Consider the following 16,112-nt stretch of genomic DNA (forward strand, 5'->3'; position numbering starts at 1 on the left):
TCCTGTCGGACTAGGACTAGTGTGTGCCCAGTTGTCCGGAGCCATTCATGACCTCATCAGACACCTTGCCCCGTCGGCAATCGGCCCTGCCGTTCTGGGTCTCATTTCTGCTAATCCCGCTGATCTGGGTCACAGCGACGGCCGGCGGCTGGTGGGTGCTGCTGATACCGCTTTCAACATGGTGGGCCTTTGCGTTGCTCGACCGTCTGACCGGACCCGAAGTGACCAATGCCGATCCTGATACCCCCGATTCCGTATTGCACTGGCACATCCTGCTGACCAAAGCTTGGGTTCCGGTGCAATTCCTGACCCTTTACGGGCTGATCTGGTTCACAACGCATACCGATCACCTGTCGACATTGTCCAGGATCGGGTTGTTCTTCGGTATGGGGGTAATCTCGGGCACGATCGGCATCAATTACAGCCACGAGCTGATGCACCAGAAAGGCCGGTTCGAACGCTGGCTGGGTGATATCCTGCTGGCAATGGTGCTGTATTCACATTTTCGGTCCGAACATCTGCTGGTACATCACCGCTATGTCGGCACGCCCCGCGACCCGGTAACGGCCCGCTATAACGAAGGGTTTCACCGCTTCTACCCCCGCGTACTGAAACAATGCCTGATCTCGGCCTTCAGAGCCGAGCGCGACAAGCTGGCCCGCAAAGACCGCCCTTGGACCGACCTCTCCAACCCGTTCTGGCGCTATTGGGCGCTGCAAGGCGCGATGCTGGCGCTGGCCTTCGTGATCGGAGGCCTCTCGGGTCTCGCGCTGTTTCTGCTCCAGGCAGGCGTTGCCATCTGGCAGCTGGAACTGGTCAACTACGTTGAACACTACGGCCTGACGCGCAAACATCTGGGCGCCGGCAAGTATGAGCACGTCCAGCCACGCCATTCATGGAATGCCTCGCAAAAAGCGTCAAACTGGCTGCTGATCAACCTGCAGCGCCACTCCGACCACCACTACAAGCCCAACCGCCGCTTTCCGCTGTTGCAACACCACTCCGAGGATGCGGCCCCGCAGCTGCCATACGGCTATCCGGTGATGACGGTGGCCGCGATGATTCCACCGTTTTGGCGTCGCGTTATGAACCCCCGCGTCCGTGCATGGCGTCGCAAATACTACCCCGAGATCACGGACTGGGCACCCTACAACAAATCGCAAAACCCACGGCCACGTGCCTGACCGCAGCGCGCGCCCGCGCGCTGCCCGGCCCAACGATCCACCGTGCATCTGTGATGCATGGTTGATCGGCGGGAGCCCTCACCCGGTCATCACCCACACATCCATCGGTGCCTCGACCCCACGAACCGCGCGGTTTTCGTGTTTTTCAAACCCAACCGTCAACTCGGACGCACTATGTCCTTCTTCCTCTAACCTACCCCGAATTGCATCACTCAGAATTATTTTTGTCTTAAATTCCCGGGTCATGGCTTCCAGTTTGGCGGCGACATTCACCGCATCTCCGATCACTGCAAATTCCAGCCGGTTAGCGCCGATATCCCCCAAAACAACCGCCCCGAAATGGACCCCGATCCCCACCCGAATCTCGGGCTCACTCGCTCGGCGGCGTTCCACGTTCCAACGGTCAATCACGGCCACCATCCCACGCGCGCAAGCCACGGCATTACTGGCGTCCTGCGGCGTTGGCACCGGCGTGCCAAACGTGGCCATTAATCCATCGCCCAGATATTTATCCAGTGTTCCGTGGTGGCGGAACACCTCAGCCTCCATCCGGGCGTGAAAGCCGCGCAAGGCTTCGATCACCTCATAAGGATCACGTCCAGCGGCATAACTGGTGAACCCGACGATATCGATGAACAGAACGGCTATATCCTCTTTGCGCACTTGTTTCAGCGGCTCGTCGTTCTGACTCAGCTCATCCACCACGTTCGGCGAGAAATATCGCGACAGGTTTGCCCTCTCGCGCTCCAGCCCTGCATTCGTGATCAGCAACCGATTGAGCCTGCGCATCGACACGCCTAACGTCACAGCCACCATCATGAACACAATCACCTGCTGAATGCGTTGCGACGGCATAAAGCTGTTGGGGTCCAGCAACTCGGCCACATCTGGAAATCCAGCCAATGCCTCGGCTACACGCTCGCTGAGACCGGGCATCGGCGTCGCGACCCACCAGGCGATGATCCACCCGGCCGTCCAAACCCCGGCCGTCCATGACCCGATCGCAATCACTGTACGCCAGGAATAGGCCAGCGTTCCGGCCGCAAGAATGATAAAGAAGTACTGGAAATTATCGAACCTGTACTGCATCGCCAGCGGGCGGATATCGTCGCTGAACGGGTTGGGCACTATCATCCCCAGCGTCATGATTAGAAGATCCACAAAGATCAACAACAGCTCGGTCCGCGATTGACCGACGCGGCCTGCCCGCCGGATAAACCAACCATTGGCGCAGATCAACAGCAGGATGAAGTGATACCATAGCACCTCCCACTGGGGGTTGAGGTAAATCAGCAGCACACCGGTCAGCGCCATCGCGATCCAGCGGGCGCGGACTGCAAGTTCCAGCCCCTCGCGCTTGTGCCGTTCCAGCGCGGCTTCGGTGTATTTGTTATCCAGAGCGAAATTGTCCGGGCGGGTCACAAAGAACCGGTCAAACCGGGACTCGCTGACTGTGGTATCCGACATTGCACAAGCTCCTTACCTTCGCCGCAGGATACAGGAGGCGCGTATCGAAACCAGCCGTCCAAAAAACAAAAGACCCCGCCGAGGTCGGCGGGGCAAGGCGTAGTGCCTAGTGTCAGGCCACAGGCACCGGCGGTGTTCGTGAAATCAGTTCATCTCGGCCCGGATCTGCTGGCGCAGCACGTCGATCGGCACTGTCTTGCCGTCGCGCTTAAAGCACCAGTAGGTCCAGCCGTTGCAGGACGGCGCGTTCTCTAGATGCGCGCCCACCTGATGGATCGAGCCTTTGACGTTGTCGCCCACCAGCGTGCCATCGGCGCGGACCTTGGCCTTGTGACGCTGGTTCATGGAATACAGTTCTTCACCTGGGCGCAGCATGCCGCGTTCGACCAGTTGGCCAAAGGGTACGCGCGGCTCGGCGCGTTTGCTGGCGCTGACCTCCAGTGCCTCACGGTCGAACTTGCGAACCTTGGAGATGCGCTTTTCGGCGACCTTGCGATAGCTTTCCTCGCGCTCGATACCGATGAACTCACGCCCCAGCATCTTGGCAACAGCACCGGTTGTGCCTGTGCCAAAGAACGGATCAAGGATTACATCGCCCGGATTAGTCGAACCAATCAGCACGCGATGCAGCAGCGATTCCGGTTTCTGCGTCGGGTGTGCTTTGTCGCCGTTTTCGTCTTTCAGGCGCTCGTGACCAGTGCAGATCGGCAGCACCCAGTCACTGCGCATCTGCACGCCTTCGTTCAGCGCCTTCAGCGCTTCATAGTTGAACGTGTATTTCGCACCTTCGCGTTTGGACGCCCAGATCATCGTCTCATGCGCATTGGTGAAGCGTTTACCCCGGAAATTCGGCATCGGATTCGACTTGCGCCACACAACGTCGTTCAAAATCCAATAGCCCGCATCCTGCAGGGCCGAGCCCACACGGAAGATATTGTGGTAAGAGCCGATCACCCAAATCGCGCCATTGGGTTTCAACAGACGATGCGCCGCTTTCAGCCATTCACGGGTAAATTGGTCATAAACGGCAAAGCTGGAAAATTGATCCCAGTGATCGTCAACCGCATCCACCTGGCTGTTATCGGGGCGGTGCAACTGGCCTTTCAACTGCAGATTATAAGGCGGATCCGCGAAAATCAGGTCAACCGACGCCTCGGGCAGACTGTTCATCACATCGATGCAGTCCCCGGATAGAATCCTGTTTAAAGGGAGCGCTTTTGCGCCCTTTTTGGTGGTTGTTGTCATTTGTACTGCCTCAAGTATCCACGGCGCTTTTGCGCTCATTTGGTTGAGACAAGGATGAGTCAAAGTCGATTCGCCGTCAATTTCTTTTTTGAATCAGCGACTTACGATTTACTCTTGATACAAGATATTGTGTACCGGCTTGAACGAACGTCTATGGTGTGGGGTCACACCAAGATTTTGCAGCGCGTCCTTATGTTGTTTCGACGGGTAACCGGCGTTTGTCTCCCATCCATAGCCCGGATGCTGTTGCGCCAAATCCACCATCAGTTGATCGCGCCAGTTTTTGGCAACGATCGAAGCAGCCGCAATCGACACCGAATGCGCATCGCCTTTGACCACAGCCCTCGCGGGGATGGTCAAGCCGCGCGGAATCATGTTTCCATCGATCAGCAGGTAATCAGGCGGCGGGTCTAACACCGCCACCGCGCGCTCCATCGCCAGATGTGACGCCCGCAAGATATTGTGCTCGTCGATCTCGGCCACTGAAGCCTCTGCAATTGCGATTTCGGCCCGAGAGCGCAATGCCACTTCTAATACAGCACGGCGTTTGGCCGTAAGTTTTTTGGAATCGTTCAGCCCGTCGGGGATATCATCCGGATTCAGAATCACGGCCGCTGCGACCACCGGCCCGGCCAGTGGCCCGCGCCCAACCTCGTCCACACCAGCAATCCGCAGATATCCCTGACCTGCTGCCGCTTTTTCAATTTCATAATCCGGAGTCGTCATACCCCCGGGAAATCGCGTTTTGTCGACCACCGCAAGAAAAAAAGAGAGAGCAGCTTGCGCCACCCTCTCTCGCGCGGTGCTTCTGTGGCGCCGCTCCTGCTCGAAGACCGTTACTTGTAACTGACGCGGTATCCTTTCTGGCTTAGACAACCGGGGTGGTAGGCCCGTTTGGTCTTTTTGCCATCCCAGAACCTGACCTTGCAGTGGTTAGGCAGGGAATTGCTGTATTTGTAATACTTGCTCAGGCAGGTCTGTCCCAATAGCCGCTGATTGGACGAATACCCTTTGTAATTGCGCAAGCATCGTTGCGGCAGGTTGTAACGCGCAACACGTTGAGGCAGCGGGCGTACGTGATGCGGCCGGTGCTTCGGCTTCTTGTACACGTGTTTCTGGGGCGTCTTATATACGTGATTGTAGTTATGCGTCACGGTGTTCTTTTTGTCTTTGTCATCGAAATGCTTCACCGCGGCGCCAATCAGCGCAATAGCTGCAAGCCCGCCAAGAATATCTTTGACATCCGCAGCCCGCGCCTGCGATGCCGAAAGGCCGGTGATGGTAACTGCCGAGGCCACGATCAGGGCAATGAATTTCTTATGCATGGTGCTTGTCCTTCAGTCGTCTTGGGGTGACCCGGTGGCGGGCCGTGTGTTCGATGCTCCGACACTGGCCGTCCTCCGTTCAGACAGGCAATAACGGGCCGGCGTTATCTGATATCAGACCCGCGAAACCCCTTAGGTTATTGAATATCGTGCCAACACATGCGCAGGATGCGGCCTATGAAACAGATCCTCTCTTCTCTGGCCTTGCTGGCCCTGATATCGCTGGGCACTACCGCTTCGGCGGCCGATTGCTATGCCGACTACAAGGCAAAGCAGGACAATCCGCTGCGCCTGCACTATGGCGTCATGCAGGTGTCAGCCTGCGCTAAGGGGCAGGCTAAAAAAGAAGTTGCCCAACGCCTCAAAGGGTCGGGCTGGACCCTGCTGAATGTCATGTCTGTGTTCGGGCCTGAAGGGTTGGATAAAAGGAAGGCCAATGCCGGAAAATTCTATCTCCGTTACTGAGGCCCGCCGATCCGGTGTCAGATTGGTCGGCGCGGGCATCGCGGCGATCGTGGTGATTCTGGTGACGGCGGCGATCTTCCTGTTCTGGACCCTGCCAGATGCAAATGCCTTTAATGCCCGGGTCGAACGGTTGTTCATCGAAAGCGACTTGACCTCGCAAACCGAGATTCGCCTGCTAGAGATACTGGCGCAATCGGGCACCGCCTTTGCCGACACGCTGTCCAGCTATCGCATGGTGATTTTCGTGCTGCTGGTTTTTGCCACCGCTATGTTGATCACGGCGCTGGTGTTTCTGGTGATGCTGGTGCTGCTAAACCGGCGGATGGCACAGATCGAACGCACCGGCATTCAGGTCACTTCGCTGCTGATCAGCCGCGAGGAAAACACCGTCTATCTGAACAACATGGATTTCAAACTGACTCCGGCAGCGATGGAAACCCTGTCGGTGCTGGCCGAATCCCGGCTGGACGATGAGGTTTTATCGGGCGTACAGATTGAGGCGATGATCTCGGGCAAAAACGCCGCTGATTGTGACGAGGCCGCAGGCGCCACGCGGATCAAACGCCTGCGCGATGCGTTGGGCAATCAGATGGTCAGCGAGCTGCTGGTCAAGAATATTGCCAAAAAAGGCTACATGCTGTCGATCGAAAAAGACGTGATTCAGATGGTCTGACCTTGCTGCATCGCACAAGGTATGTGTGATAAAATGCCGGTCACCCCCCTTGGAATGCCTGTGCCAAAGGCCCATCCTATAACGTAGCGAGTCACGGAGGCTGATGATGAACGTCCACACCACGCCGTCGACCAAAGGCTACGGGATATCGGTCGAACCATTGAACGGTCGGATCGCGATCTATCGAGATAACACACTGCTGGCTGAAAGCACCGGCGCGAAGGTCATGTATGAAACGCGGCTGCCGGCCACAATTTACGTTCCACGCGAGGATGTCTGTGTCGATCTTGGCGCAGAAACCGAGTTGCAGACGTTTTGCCCTTTCAAAGGGACGGCGACCTATCACGACGTCATTCTGGACGGGCAACGCCTGACCAACTCTGTCTGGGCTTATGAAGAAGCACTACCTGAAAGCGCTTCCATTCAGGGCTATGTTGGCTTTATGCCCTCAGCCTATACACGAGTCGACCTGGGCGAAAACCAGCTGCGGGCCCCCGAGGATGGCAATATAAGCGGCCCCCTGATCGACTGGCTGATGCGAGGCGCATCCGAAATCAACACGCCCGAGAGCTTCACCAAAGCACTGGCCGAAAAGATGCTTGAACACGGCATCGCCATTCAGCGACTCAGCATCTTGGCCTGGTCCCTGCATCCGCTGATCGCGGGCAAGCACTATATCTGGGAAAAGGGCGAGGCCGAGATTTCGACCAACGTACCCACATATGAAATCCACGATCACCCGGCCTATATCAACAGCCCCCTGCGTCACGTCTCGAACGGGATGGGCGGCGTGCGTCAGCGGTTGAACGACGAAAATCCCCAAAACAGTTTCCCGATCATGGAGGACCTGCGGGCGAAGGGCGCTACCGACTATGTCGCCATGCCATTGCCGTTCTCTGACGGGCGGACCAATGTACTGACCCTGACCTGCGACCATCCAGAGGGGTTCACCACGGAAAACCTCGGACTGGTGTTCGAGTGTTCGTCAGTCATTGCTCGGTTTTACGAAGTATTCATGCAGCGTGAGAACGCGCAGGTTTTGCTTGAGACCTATGTCGGCAAACGCTCGGGCGCGCGGGTGCTGGGCGGCGAAATCCGACGCGGCGACGGGGATGAGATCGACGCCGCGATTATGTTCTGCGACCTGCGCAATTCCACCAGCCTAGAAGAACAGCTTGGCCGCACTGCCTATATCAACGTCCTGAACGACTTTTTCGAAACCGTGTCTGGCATTGTGCATGACAATGGCGGTGAGGTACTGAAGTTCATCGGCGATGCTGTGCTGGCAGTCTTTCCTGAGGGCGAGGATTCCATTGTCGCGCGCAGGAGCGCGCAACGCTCAGCCGTTGGAATTGTCGAGAAACTGGGCGAACTGCGCCAATCCGGATCAGACGTCCATTGCGACTGTTCAATCGGTGTTGCTTACGGGCGGGTCACCTATGGCAATGTCGGATCACGCGAACGGCTGGATTTCACTGTCATCGGACAAGCCGCGAATATCGCCGCCCGGTTGGGGGAATATGGCAAAACGATCGGGCATCGGATTGTCGTCTCGGCCGATATTCAGCATGCATGCTCCAGCGCTCTGCCGCTAGGTAATGTCAAGCTGCACAACGTGTCCCAACCGGTTACGTCGTTTGCGCTCAGAACCTCGGCAGATGCAGTGTTGAACGCTTGAACTATCCCCCTTTCGCGTCGCTGCTATGCTCCCAGCAATATCAACGCCGTTTGAGCGGGGGATATCGTGTTTTGGAGCTGGGCGATCTGGCTGCGCGCAAGGTATTGGTCTGTCAGCCGGGCTACAGCCGCCTCCTCGGTGAACTGGGCCAGATCATCTGATCCGGTCAGCCCTGACAATCTGTCCTTGAAAACCTCAAGCTGCCTGTCGATGTCCAACTGCGCGAAATTTGACGGCAGACCAAGCGCCGTCTCCATCATGCTACGCAACGGCGGCTGCCCCATCAGATCGAACCATTTGGTATCCGCACCGCTATCCTTCGCGGCCAGATCCGCCAGTGTGTGCTGCGTATAGAGCGAGATGCGCATCGTCTCATCACTCTCACCCACAGCAACTTCGAACCGAGACACCACATTGTCCTGTGCAATTTCTTCCATAAAGGTGGGCAAACCTGTTCTGCGCACCTCGCCTGGACCCAGACCAAAGGCTTCGGAAAACTCGCGATAACGCTTGTCAGCCAAGCGGTTCGACAAGGCATCATCGGCGCTTGTTCCATCGGACAGTATTTTCTGAATGAAATAGCGATTATTGATGTCACCCTCTAACCCGAAAGCACCCAGCGCCACCTGTAGCAAACGACGGTCCGAGACCAGATCCTCGGCCGTCTGCACCTTGCCGATATTGTCCAGAAAATACTTCTCCTCCCGTTCGTTGACCGGTGAGGCCGAAAAGCTTTCGAGCTGCGCATCGTAGGTGCGCTGCAAAAACCGCCAGCCAATAATACCACCAGAAGGAATGACAGGCTGGAAAGTCATTGCTGATACGCCATCAACCGTTCTTCACGCGGCAACAGTGCCCGTAAGGATTTCAGGCATTTGTAGTATTGTTCAGCCAGCAAAGCTTCGGTGGCTTCGGACAGCACTCGCCGGCTGTCCGCATCGGTGAAGACCTGACTTAACTCCTCAACCCGTCGCAAAAGCTGTTGTCTTGCCCTATCCGGCTCCATATCGCCGGACAGAACGAGCTGCGCGGCATAGCATACTCGCCGCACCGGTGTGGTCGCTTCATCGGGGTGAATAGCGTCGCGCAAGCGCAGGACGTTTGCGTCGGGCGTCATGATAGAAAACCGGCTGCGGCGGTCTCCGTTCTCGACAACCACGCCATTAATCAGCACCCTCTCTTTCGGCGCCAGTTTCAGAACCAACCCCCCCATCAGGTTGCCGCCATCTGCCGCAGTCCGCGCAGAACGGCCATATTGATCTCAAGCAGCGGCTCAACGGTTGCTTTGTTGCCCAGCACCTGACTGCTGTGCTGCTCGGTGAATTCTGCCAGATAGAAAATTCGCGCCCGCAATTCATTGGGCAGTGCGTTGTCAGAGTCTGACACGCCGGTTGCCAGAACGGTCCACAAACGACGGTTTTCGTGCAACGCCTGGACGAACCCACCGAAATCGGTTTTGCGCCGGGCGGCCGCAGCCTTGAGCCGATGCGTAATCTTTGAAATCGCCTCGTATTCGGTATCGCGCGGGGTGCGGGTTGGGGCAGCAGTTTGCGCATAGGCACGTTGTGCAAGAGTGTGCGGGGTCACTTGAAATCCTTCCAATGGGCCGTCTTTTGGCGGTCAGGATCGGGGCGCATCTAGGCCCCCCGATTAGGTTCCGTGGATTAACGGAACAGCGACAGGATCGACTGCGGCGCCTGATTGGCGATCGACAGCGACTGGGTGGCCAGCTGCTGCTGAACCTGCAGGGCCTGCAGACGGGCCGAGGTCTCTTCCATATCGGCGTCCACCATCGAACCAATGCCGGACTTGAACGAGTCGGTCAGTTTGGAAACAAAATCCTGCTGGGTTTCGATACGACCCTGCGCAGAACCAAAGGCAGCCGCCGCATCAATCGACGTGTCGATCAGGGTTTCGATGGTGCCCAGCGCCGCTGCCGCACCAGCATCGGTCGAAACGTCAATCGAGCTGAGTGCTCCAAGCCCACCGGAGCCTGCATTGGTGAATTGAGCTGTCACGGTAATGTCCTGATCCGCATCCGCACCGGCAGTCGCGGTACCTGTGGTAAAGGACAGTGTGTTCGGCGAACCCGAATCATAGTCGACTGCAACACCTGTAATGCCAAGCGCATCAACCTGGTTCTTGAGACCAACAGCAACAAAAGCATCAGTATAAGCATCGTCATAGGTTCCGGACGGATCCAGATCGCTGGCTTGAATTGTGTACGATACATCCTGATCACCGACTCGGATCGAGACACTATCACCGACTTCAAAGTTATCGGTCGAGCTGTCGATCACTATGTCACCTGACCCGCCAGCTTTATCCATAGTAAAGCCGGCAACATCATTGTCGGTGGTCGCGCCTCCCGAACCTGCAAGTACGCCTTTGGCAGTGTAACCGCCAATGGACAGGTCCTGACTTGCGACCGAAATCGACGATGAATTCACGGCACCGGAGCTGTCCCGATCCAGTGAAGACAGAATCGAAGCCGTACCTGCCGAGCCGTCTACAAGGTTTAGCCCGTTGAACTGGGCTGCCCCAACCACCGACGCGATCTGATCCCGCAGTGCGGTCACGTCATCGTTGATCTTGCCGCGGTCAACATTGTCTTCCTGTGCGGCGACGATCTTCTCTTTCATCTGGGTCAGCAGATCAGTCACGGTTTCCGATGCGTTCCGCGCCACTGCAACAGTCGATTCCCCCAGCGCCAGGCTGTCTTTGATCGCGTTGAAACCCTGAACGTCCGACTCCATAACCTTAGAGATCGCCCAGACGGCCGAGTTGTCCTTGGCGGTCGCGACGTCCTTACCGGTCGAGATCGCGTTCTGGGTCATTTCCAGGTTCTTGTTGACCGATTTCAGGGTTTGCAGCGCTACCATTGCGCCATTGTTTGTCAGAATGCTGGACATAGCTTTCTTCCTTTTCCGTTCGGGCCCTTTACGCCCTTGCTTACCCCGCATCACATGCGGGCTTTGACGTCGTTCTGATCAGTGCGATCCACCGTCGGGCTGTTCGCGCCACCTGTTTCTCAGATGCCCGGCCACCTTTGCCCCTGATCCCCTAACGGAGTGCTAACCCCCCTCGGTCAGAAAATTCGGATTTGAATCAAACCTGCAGCTATGCCCGTTTTTCCAGTTTCGCGTTGCGGCGTACGGGGTATCCGCTGAGCTGCCCGTCCGCCCCGTAAGTGCTGAATTCCTGCCGAACGCGCCGCAATTCGGCCATACGGCTGGCAACGGCGCGAATACCTTCGGCGGCACTGTTCAGCAGCGCCTGGTTCCGCTCGACCTTTTGCTGCAAGCGAATCAATTCGGCACTGTCAAAGACCTGCAGCTCATTGATCGCGCCGATCAGCTTTTCCTTTTCCGGGGCCATATGGTTGAGGCGGTCCAGATCACCGTCGACCAGAGCGGTACGCTCAATATCCAGCACTTCCTCAAGGGATTTAATCAGGTCGGCTTCAGGTTTGGTCGGCATTGGTTTTCTCCATCATCGACTGGAACAAAATCTCCGACAGGCCAACGCCGCCAGACTCGGCCAGCGCACGCGCCTGATGCTGCACAAGGAAGGACGAAAACTGATCTTCGCCCGAGCCGCCGCCAAAAGACTCGCTTGCCTTACCCAAACCTGATGACTTGAGCATTTCAGCAAGAAACGCGGCCTCTAACTCGACTGCAGCGGCCTGCAATTTTTCGGCCGTAGTAGCAGGCGGCGCGGCGGGAAGGGTCGTGAAAACTTTCATCGCTTTCTCCGGAATTTACATCGAACTTTCATGATCAAAGGAGAAAGCGGTTAAAATAAACGTAACTTCCTGCGGGCAGATTTCCGTTCACACAATCGGAGTCGGAGCAAAATGCCCAATCCTCTTTCAGCACTGATGTCTTCGCCGGGCGCTGCCGCGAAACCTGACACAACACCACAGAATACCCGCACGTCTCAGGGCGCCGCGTCCTTTCAAATGGTCATGAATCAGGAGGCTGACCTGCAATCTGGCCACCCCGATCTGACTGATCTTTTGATTCCGGAATCAGACGCAGCGCCAGAACTGGAGGACATCGTTCCAGACGATGAAATAGCCGATGCCCACATCGCGCCCAAAGATCAGCCGCCAGCCGAATTGAGCGCGCAAGCGCCGGAAGTCATACAAATTCCGGTCACCAAGGCGCTGGTTGATAAACCTCTCGTTTTACCGCCGGCGGTTAACTCCGACACTCCTTCGGTTTCCGAGGCAACCCCGGCTACTGTGCCAACCGACGCATTGCGTCTTCCCGAAGGTCCAGCGCAGCGCACGGTATCACCGGCCGTTCAAGCCATGGTTTTCGGAACTGTTCCGCCAAGAAATACACCCGATGCCGCCACCAGACCGATGAGTTTTCCTGTGGGGTTAGCGACACCGGATGCACGTCCGAAGGACATGCCCGATCTTTCACCATTTTTCCGGCCAGAGCGGGATGTACCGAATGGTCCAGCAACGCCGCCAGTGGTGCAATCGCAACCTGTGACACCAGATCGTGCGCCGACTCTTGCACAATTACAGGTTCTGGCCGCGGACCAGATTAACACGCAGATCGAAACCCAAGTGATTCCCGAAATTGAAGAGATTCAAACCACCCGAGATATCCCTGCTGTGTCTTCGGCCCGTGAATCGGCATCCACGGTGCAGGCTATGACGGCGACAGCCCGTGCTGAAACGGCGCGCGCGGTCGCAAGTCAAATGGCAACCGTTGTTTCGGCCCGCGGGCAGCCCGGCACGATCGAGGTCGCACTTAACCCAGAAGAATTGGGCCGCGTTTCAATAGTCTTGAATGGCCGCGAGGATGGCCTGCACATGACAATCACGGCCGAGCGCCCGGAAACGTTGGACATGATGCGCCGTCACCTCTCGGTGCTGGAAACCGAATTCCAAAACTTTGGGCTCGGCGATCTGTCCTTTGACTTGGGAACATCCGCAGACGAACAACACCACGATCCTGATACTGACGAAGGCACGCGGTTTGCGGACACGCGGCCCGAACCCGTCACCGAGTCGCGCGCCACCATTTCCAAGTTAGGCCCCGACGGCCGGATCGACATGAGGCTTTGACCATGATTACCCCGACGCAATTGACGGCTCAGGCCAATACACAAACGCAATCGGCATCCCAGTCACAAACAACATCGATCGCGTCGGATTTCGACACGTTCCTGTTGCTGATGACAACCCAGGCGCAAAATCAGGACCCGTTAGAGCCGATGGATTCAAGCGAATACGCCTCGCAACTGGCACAGTTTTCGATGGTCGAACAACAGGTTCAGAGCAATGACCTGCTGTCCGAACTGGCACTGTCGCTGGGTGGTATTAAGCTAGAAGAGCTTGCCAGTTGGGTCGGCATGGATGTTCAGACCACCGCAGCATTCCACTTTGATGGCGAACCCGTGACGTTGTCCGCACTGGCACCGGCAGCGGCAGATAGCGCGGTGATGGTGATTCGCGATCGCAAAGGTGCCGAAATCGAGAGGATTTCCGTACAGGTAACCCAGACCGAATTTGCATGGGCCGGAACAGCAAACGATGGCAGTCCGCTGCCCACTGGCAGCTACTCGGCCACTTTGGAAAGTTATGACGGGGAAGAGTTGCTGTCGGCCCAACCGGTCTCGACCTACAATCAGGTGGTTGAGGCGCAGGTGGGGGAAGACGCTGTCTTGCTGACACTGGAAAGCGGCCAGGTGGTTCCGGTGGGGATGGTGACCGGGGTGCGAGCCGGAACTTGATCTGCTGGGCGGGACAGGCCAAACCAGTGCAACCTGCGACTCGCTTTTTGTATCGGTGAACCCACTGCCTGCCCCAACGTGCCCTCCATTGGATCTTGTTGAAGACCTTCGCTGCCAGGGCCTGATTGCTATGGATGCGGAGTTTCAGACCTTGTATGGCGGACGGACCAATCAGGTCTGGAAGGTTTTGGATGGGAATGGCGGCAAGGTTCTGAAACTATATCGGTCAGGCCTACGTAATCCGCTGTTTCGCAATGATGCCGAGTTAGAGGCCCAGTGCTTGACCGCATTGGAACCAACCGGGTTTGTCCCCCGCCTGCGCACGACGGGTCAGCATCATAACGGTCGGTGGGTGTTTTACGATCACGCGCCGGGTTCGCCTTGGCAAAAGGACCCCGCTCAGGTGGGCATATTGCTAAGAAGGCTACATGCGCTTGATCTGCCTATACAAGCGCCTCGTGGGTGCAACGGGAGCGCGGATCTGGACCGACACGGGCAGAGCATTCTTGACGGGTGCACCTCGGTCATGCGGCTTCAATTGGACCTGCTAAAACCGGCCGATCTGGTGCCGCCAACCCAACACACCTGCCTGATACATGGCGACCCGGTTGCCGGGAACATTCTGGTCGCGCCTTCGGGACTGACCTTGATCGACTGGCAATGCCCGGCGCAAGGGGATCCTTGCGAAGACCTTGCGCTGTTTCTGTCACCCGCTATGCAGCACCTGTATCGAGGGTCGGCTTTGACATCTGCCGAGGAGGATCAGTTTCTATCCGCCTACGACCATGTTGACATCGTGGCCCGGTACAAATCGCTGCGCAGTTGGTATGCGTGGCGGATGGCGGCCTATTGCCTTTGGCGAGTTGAAAACGGTGCGCCAGACTATGCCTCAGGATTGGAACAGGAACGCGCGACGCTGTTATAAATCCAACAGGGCCATCATGGCATAAGCCGGCGGCATCAACGCGCGTCGCCAACGGCCCAAAGGAAACCGCGCAGGGATACGCGTAATTGGATCGGGCAACCCGCTCTCTTGCCTCAGAACCATCCGCGCCAGTGCTCGTCCACAATAGGTGCCCATCGCCACCCCGTTGCCATGATAGGCAAACCCGGCGAACATCCCCGGCTGATCCGTCACGGGGCCTACATAAGGCGTCAACCGTCGCGAGAGGCAGACCATACCCGACCACATATGGGTGATATCAACCCCTGCCCATTCAGGGAACATGTGTTTGAAGTCATTCATAACTTTCCGACGAATGGCCGCCTCGGTCTGAGGGGACGCACGTAACCCGCCGCGCATTCCGAACAGAAACCGCCGGTCGGGCATCAGGCGGAAATAATGCAGTAGATGGCGGGTATCATACGACATCTGTTCAGAGGTCCAGCCCTGAGCTTGCAAGTCAGCCTCGGGCATTGGGCGCGTGACCAAAACTGTGGATTGGACAGGCATATACCGGCCTGCCAGCCAAGGCGGCACATCTTCGCTGGAGTATCCATTCGTACAGATCAGCACATTCGCGGCTTTGATCCGGCCTGAACCAGTTTGCACGTCAAAGCCAGATTGCGATTTCCGGATCGTTTGAACCGTACTGTTCTGAAACAGTGTCGCACCCAGCGTTTGGGCCGCACGGGCCAACCCGAACAGATATTTTCTAGGGTTCAGTGCGAATCCAACTGGGTTCGTGTACCCCCCGTAAAACCTGCCACCAAATCCAAGCCTGGGTAGATCGTCAAAGGTGTGCAAGGTGCCCGCTGCCTCGGCCCGCTTGCGCAGCTTTTCCATCGCACGGGGCGTATGGGCCAGTTGGGTTTCGCCCTGTGAATGCACATCCGCATCGATTGCGTGGGTTTTCAGCAGACCAGCGACAAGCTGAACCGCGTCCACTTCGGCTTGATCATAGCTGCGCGCGGCGGCCTCTCCGAACTGGCGGACCATAGCGCTTTGGCTCAGCTTTGAGCCCCCCAGACAGCAAAACCCACCGTTACGTCCCGAAGCGCCCCAACCGGGTGTTCCGGCCTCAAGCACCGCAACCGAGGCGCCAGACCCGGCCAAGTGCAATGCGGCTGACAACCCGGTGAACCCGCCACCGACAATGACGACGTCAACCTTCTGGTTACCGTGCAGGACCGGCCAGTCAGGGCTGGCGATCGTCTCGTCCCACCAACAATTAGTCCGAGGGCCAGGTCCGTAAGTGTATTCCGGAAACAGCCGCTTCATTCTGTTCGCGCAGCAGCCATTTCATCCTGCTTTTGCCGCATCATCGCCCGTTTTGTGACCAGCGACGCGGTGATGACACCGACCGTGACGATCGCGATCA

At 57.2% G+C, this 16,112-nt stretch carries 18 protein-coding genes and 1 pseudogene; 7 read left to right on the forward strand and 12 right to left on the reverse strand.

Annotated elements, in window-relative coordinates; genetic code table 11:
- Positions 1-47: 47 nt before the first annotated feature.
- Positions 48-1,184, forward strand: a complete 1,137-nt coding sequence (locus RUE5091_RS16980; RefSeq protein WP_058283129.1) for an alkane 1-monooxygenase — start codon at positions 48-50, stop codon at positions 1,182-1,184.
- A gap of 78 nt (positions 1,185-1,262) precedes the next feature.
- Here RUE5091_RS16980 and RUE5091_RS16985 read toward each other — a convergent pair whose 3' ends face one another.
- The 4 genes from RUE5091_RS16985 to RUE5091_RS17000 all read right to left on the reverse strand — a co-directional run bounded on the left by RUE5091_RS16985 (position 1,263) and on the right by RUE5091_RS17000 (position 5,221).
- Positions 1,263-2,651 carry an adenylate/guanylate cyclase domain-containing protein gene (locus RUE5091_RS16985; protein ID WP_058283130.1) on the reverse strand — a complete coding sequence of 463 codons (1,389 nt, stop codon included), beginning with the start codon at positions 2,649-2,651 and terminating at the stop codon, positions 1,263-1,265.
- 144 nt (positions 2,652-2,795) lie between these two features.
- On the reverse strand, positions 2,796-3,896 hold the full coding sequence (locus RUE5091_RS16990; RefSeq protein ID WP_058283159.1) for a site-specific DNA-methyltransferase: 1,101 nt from the start codon (positions 3,894-3,896) through the stop codon (positions 2,796-2,798).
- A gap of 108 nt (positions 3,897-4,004) precedes the next feature.
- A complete protein-coding gene (gene rnhB, locus RUE5091_RS16995; protein WP_058283131.1) occupies positions 4,005-4,622 on the reverse strand; it encodes a ribonuclease HII in 618 nt (205 codons plus the stop codon).
- A gap of 110 nt (positions 4,623-4,732) precedes the next feature.
- A complete protein-coding gene (locus tag RUE5091_RS17000) occupies positions 4,733-5,221 on the reverse strand; it encodes a hypothetical protein (RefSeq protein WP_058283132.1) in 489 nt (162 codons plus the stop codon).
- Between the two features lie 177 nt (positions 5,222-5,398).
- Between RUE5091_RS17000 and RUE5091_RS17005 the strand changes: the two genes are divergently transcribed.
- The 3 genes from RUE5091_RS17005 to RUE5091_RS17015 all read left to right on the forward strand — a co-directional run bounded on the left by RUE5091_RS17005 (position 5,399) and on the right by RUE5091_RS17015 (position 8,037).
- A complete protein-coding gene (locus tag RUE5091_RS17005) occupies positions 5,399-5,686 on the forward strand; it encodes a hypothetical protein (protein ID WP_207383744.1) in 288 nt (95 codons plus the stop codon).
- A complete protein-coding gene (locus RUE5091_RS17010) occupies positions 5,658-6,359 on the forward strand; it encodes a winged helix-turn-helix domain-containing protein (protein WP_058283134.1) in 702 nt (233 codons plus the stop codon). The genes RUE5091_RS17005 and RUE5091_RS17010 overlap by 29 nt, the downstream gene beginning before the upstream one ends.
- Positions 6,360-6,465: 106 nt before the next feature.
- On the forward strand, positions 6,466-8,037 hold the full coding sequence (locus tag RUE5091_RS17015) for a DUF427 domain-containing protein (RefSeq protein WP_058283160.1): 1,572 nt from the start codon (positions 6,466-6,468) through the stop codon (positions 8,035-8,037).
- A gap of 23 nt (positions 8,038-8,060) precedes the next feature.
- Here the strand turns inward: RUE5091_RS17015 and RUE5091_RS17020 are convergent, their stop codons facing one another.
- The 6 genes from RUE5091_RS17020 to RUE5091_RS17045 all read right to left on the reverse strand — a co-directional run bounded on the left by RUE5091_RS17020 (position 8,061) and on the right by RUE5091_RS17045 (position 11,782).
- The gene (locus tag RUE5091_RS17020; protein WP_058283135.1) at positions 8,061-8,852 is read right to left on the reverse strand and encodes a DUF1217 domain-containing protein; all 792 of its coding nucleotides are present in this window, start codon (positions 8,850-8,852) and stop codon (positions 8,061-8,063) included.
- Entirely contained in the window at positions 8,849-9,250 is a 402-nt protein-coding gene (gene flbT / locus RUE5091_RS17025; RefSeq protein ID WP_058283136.1) for a flagellar biosynthesis repressor FlbT, read from the reverse strand. The genes RUE5091_RS17020 and flbT overlap by 4 nt, the downstream gene beginning before the upstream one ends.
- Positions 9,250-9,624 (reverse strand): flagellar biosynthesis regulator FlaF, encoded by a 375-nt coding sequence (gene flaF, locus RUE5091_RS17030; RefSeq protein WP_058283137.1) that lies wholly within the window; start codon positions 9,622-9,624, stop codon positions 9,250-9,252. The genes flbT and flaF overlap by 1 nt, the downstream gene beginning before the upstream one ends.
- Positions 9,625-9,701: 77 nt before the next feature.
- The gene (locus RUE5091_RS17035) at positions 9,702-10,949 is read right to left on the reverse strand and encodes a flagellin N-terminal helical domain-containing protein (RefSeq protein ID WP_058283138.1); all 1,248 of its coding nucleotides are present in this window, start codon (positions 10,947-10,949) and stop codon (positions 9,702-9,704) included.
- A gap of 208 nt (positions 10,950-11,157) precedes the next feature.
- Positions 11,158-11,517 carry a flagellar biosynthesis protein FlgN gene (locus RUE5091_RS17040; protein WP_058283139.1) on the reverse strand — a complete coding sequence of 120 codons (360 nt, stop codon included), beginning with the start codon at positions 11,515-11,517 and terminating at the stop codon, positions 11,158-11,160.
- Positions 11,501-11,782: a rod-binding protein gene (locus tag RUE5091_RS17045; protein ID WP_058283140.1), complete on the reverse strand. Its 282-nt coding sequence runs from the start codon at positions 11,780-11,782 to the stop codon at positions 11,501-11,503. Before RUE5091_RS17045 ends, RUE5091_RS17040 begins: the two co-directional genes overlap by 17 nt.
- A gap of 111 nt (positions 11,783-11,893) precedes the next feature.
- On the opposite strand from RUE5091_RS17045, the gene RUE5091_RS17050 reads away from it, so the two are divergent.
- The 3 genes from RUE5091_RS17050 (at position 11,894) to RUE5091_RS17060 (ending at position 14,716) form a co-directional block, all read left to right on the forward strand.
- Positions 11,894-13,123 carry a flagellar hook-length control protein FliK gene (locus tag RUE5091_RS17050; protein WP_058283141.1) on the forward strand — a complete coding sequence of 410 codons (1,230 nt, stop codon included), beginning with the start codon at positions 11,894-11,896 and terminating at the stop codon, positions 13,121-13,123.
- A gap of 2 nt (positions 13,124-13,125) precedes the next feature.
- Positions 13,126-13,791 (forward strand): flagellar hook capping FlgD N-terminal domain-containing protein, encoded by a 666-nt coding sequence (locus RUE5091_RS17055; RefSeq protein WP_058283142.1) that lies wholly within the window; start codon positions 13,126-13,128, stop codon positions 13,789-13,791.
- Between the two features lie 88 nt (positions 13,792-13,879).
- Positions 13,880-14,716 (forward strand): phosphotransferase family protein, encoded by an 837-nt coding sequence (locus RUE5091_RS17060; RefSeq protein WP_243470810.1) that lies wholly within the window; start codon positions 13,880-13,882, stop codon positions 14,714-14,716.
- On the opposite strand, the gene RUE5091_RS17065 is transcribed toward RUE5091_RS17060, so the two are convergent.
- Together RUE5091_RS17065 and RUE5091_RS23615 are read right to left on the reverse strand one after the other, a co-directional pair.
- A complete protein-coding gene (locus RUE5091_RS17065) occupies positions 14,711-16,012 on the reverse strand; it encodes an NAD(P)/FAD-dependent oxidoreductase (protein ID WP_058283144.1) in 1,302 nt (433 codons plus the stop codon). The genes RUE5091_RS17060 and RUE5091_RS17065 overlap by 6 nt on opposite strands.
- Positions 16,009-16,112, reverse strand: a pseudogene (locus RUE5091_RS23615) (putrescine ABC transporter permease PotI); the annotation flags it as partial. The pseudogene RUE5091_RS23615 and the gene RUE5091_RS17065, both read right to left, overlap by 4 nt.

The organism is Ruegeria denitrificans (assembly GCF_001458295.1).
Taxonomy (GTDB): Bacteria; Pseudomonadota; Alphaproteobacteria; order Rhodobacterales; family Rhodobacteraceae; genus Ruegeria; species Ruegeria denitrificans.

Bases quoted from the DNA above. Each gene is read 5' to 3' on its own strand.
- RUE5091_RS16980 (WP_058283129.1), top strand. From the start codon at position 48: ATGACCTCATCAGACACCTTGCCCCGTCGGCAATCGGCCCTGCCGTTC.
- RUE5091_RS16985 (WP_058283130.1), bottom strand. From the start codon at position 2,651: ATGTCGGATACCACAGTCAGCGAGTCCCGGTTTGACCGGTTCTTTGTG.
- RUE5091_RS16990 (WP_058283159.1), bottom strand. From the start codon at position 3,896: ATGACAACAACCACCAAAAAGGGCGCAAAAGCGCTCCCTTTAAACAGG.
- rnhB (WP_058283131.1), bottom strand. From the start codon at position 4,622: ATGACGACTCCGGATTATGAAATTGAAAAAGCGGCAGCAGGTCAGGGA.
- RUE5091_RS17000 (WP_058283132.1), bottom strand. From the start codon at position 5,221: ATGCATAAGAAATTCATTGCCCTGATCGTGGCCTCGGCAGTTACCATC.
- RUE5091_RS17005 (WP_207383744.1), top strand. From the start codon at position 5,399: ATGAAACAGATCCTCTCTTCTCTGGCCTTGCTGGCCCTGATATCGCTG.
- RUE5091_RS17010 (WP_058283134.1), top strand. From the start codon at position 5,658: ATGCCGGAAAATTCTATCTCCGTTACTGAGGCCCGCCGATCCGGTGTC.
- RUE5091_RS17015 (WP_058283160.1), top strand. From the start codon at position 6,466: ATGAACGTCCACACCACGCCGTCGACCAAAGGCTACGGGATATCGGTC.
- RUE5091_RS17020 (WP_058283135.1), bottom strand. From the start codon at position 8,852: ATGACTTTCCAGCCTGTCATTCCTTCTGGTGGTATTATTGGCTGGCGG.
- flbT (WP_058283136.1), bottom strand. From the start codon at position 9,250: ATGGGGGGGTTGGTTCTGAAACTGGCGCCGAAAGAGAGGGTGCTGATT.
- RUE5091_RS17035 (WP_058283138.1), bottom strand. From the start codon at position 10,949: ATGTCCAGCATTCTGACAAACAATGGCGCAATGGTAGCGCTGCAAACC.
- RUE5091_RS17040 (WP_058283139.1), bottom strand. From the start codon at position 11,517: ATGCCGACCAAACCTGAAGCCGACCTGATTAAATCCCTTGAGGAAGTG.
- RUE5091_RS17045 (WP_058283140.1), bottom strand. From the start codon at position 11,782: ATGAAAGTTTTCACGACCCTTCCCGCCGCGCCGCCTGCTACTACGGCC.
- RUE5091_RS17050 (WP_058283141.1), top strand. From the start codon at position 11,894: ATGCCCAATCCTCTTTCAGCACTGATGTCTTCGCCGGGCGCTGCCGCG.
- RUE5091_RS17055 (WP_058283142.1), top strand. From the start codon at position 13,126: ATGATTACCCCGACGCAATTGACGGCTCAGGCCAATACACAAACGCAA.
- RUE5091_RS17065 (WP_058283144.1), bottom strand. From the start codon at position 16,012: ATGAAGCGGCTGTTTCCGGAATACACTTACGGACCTGGCCCTCGGACT.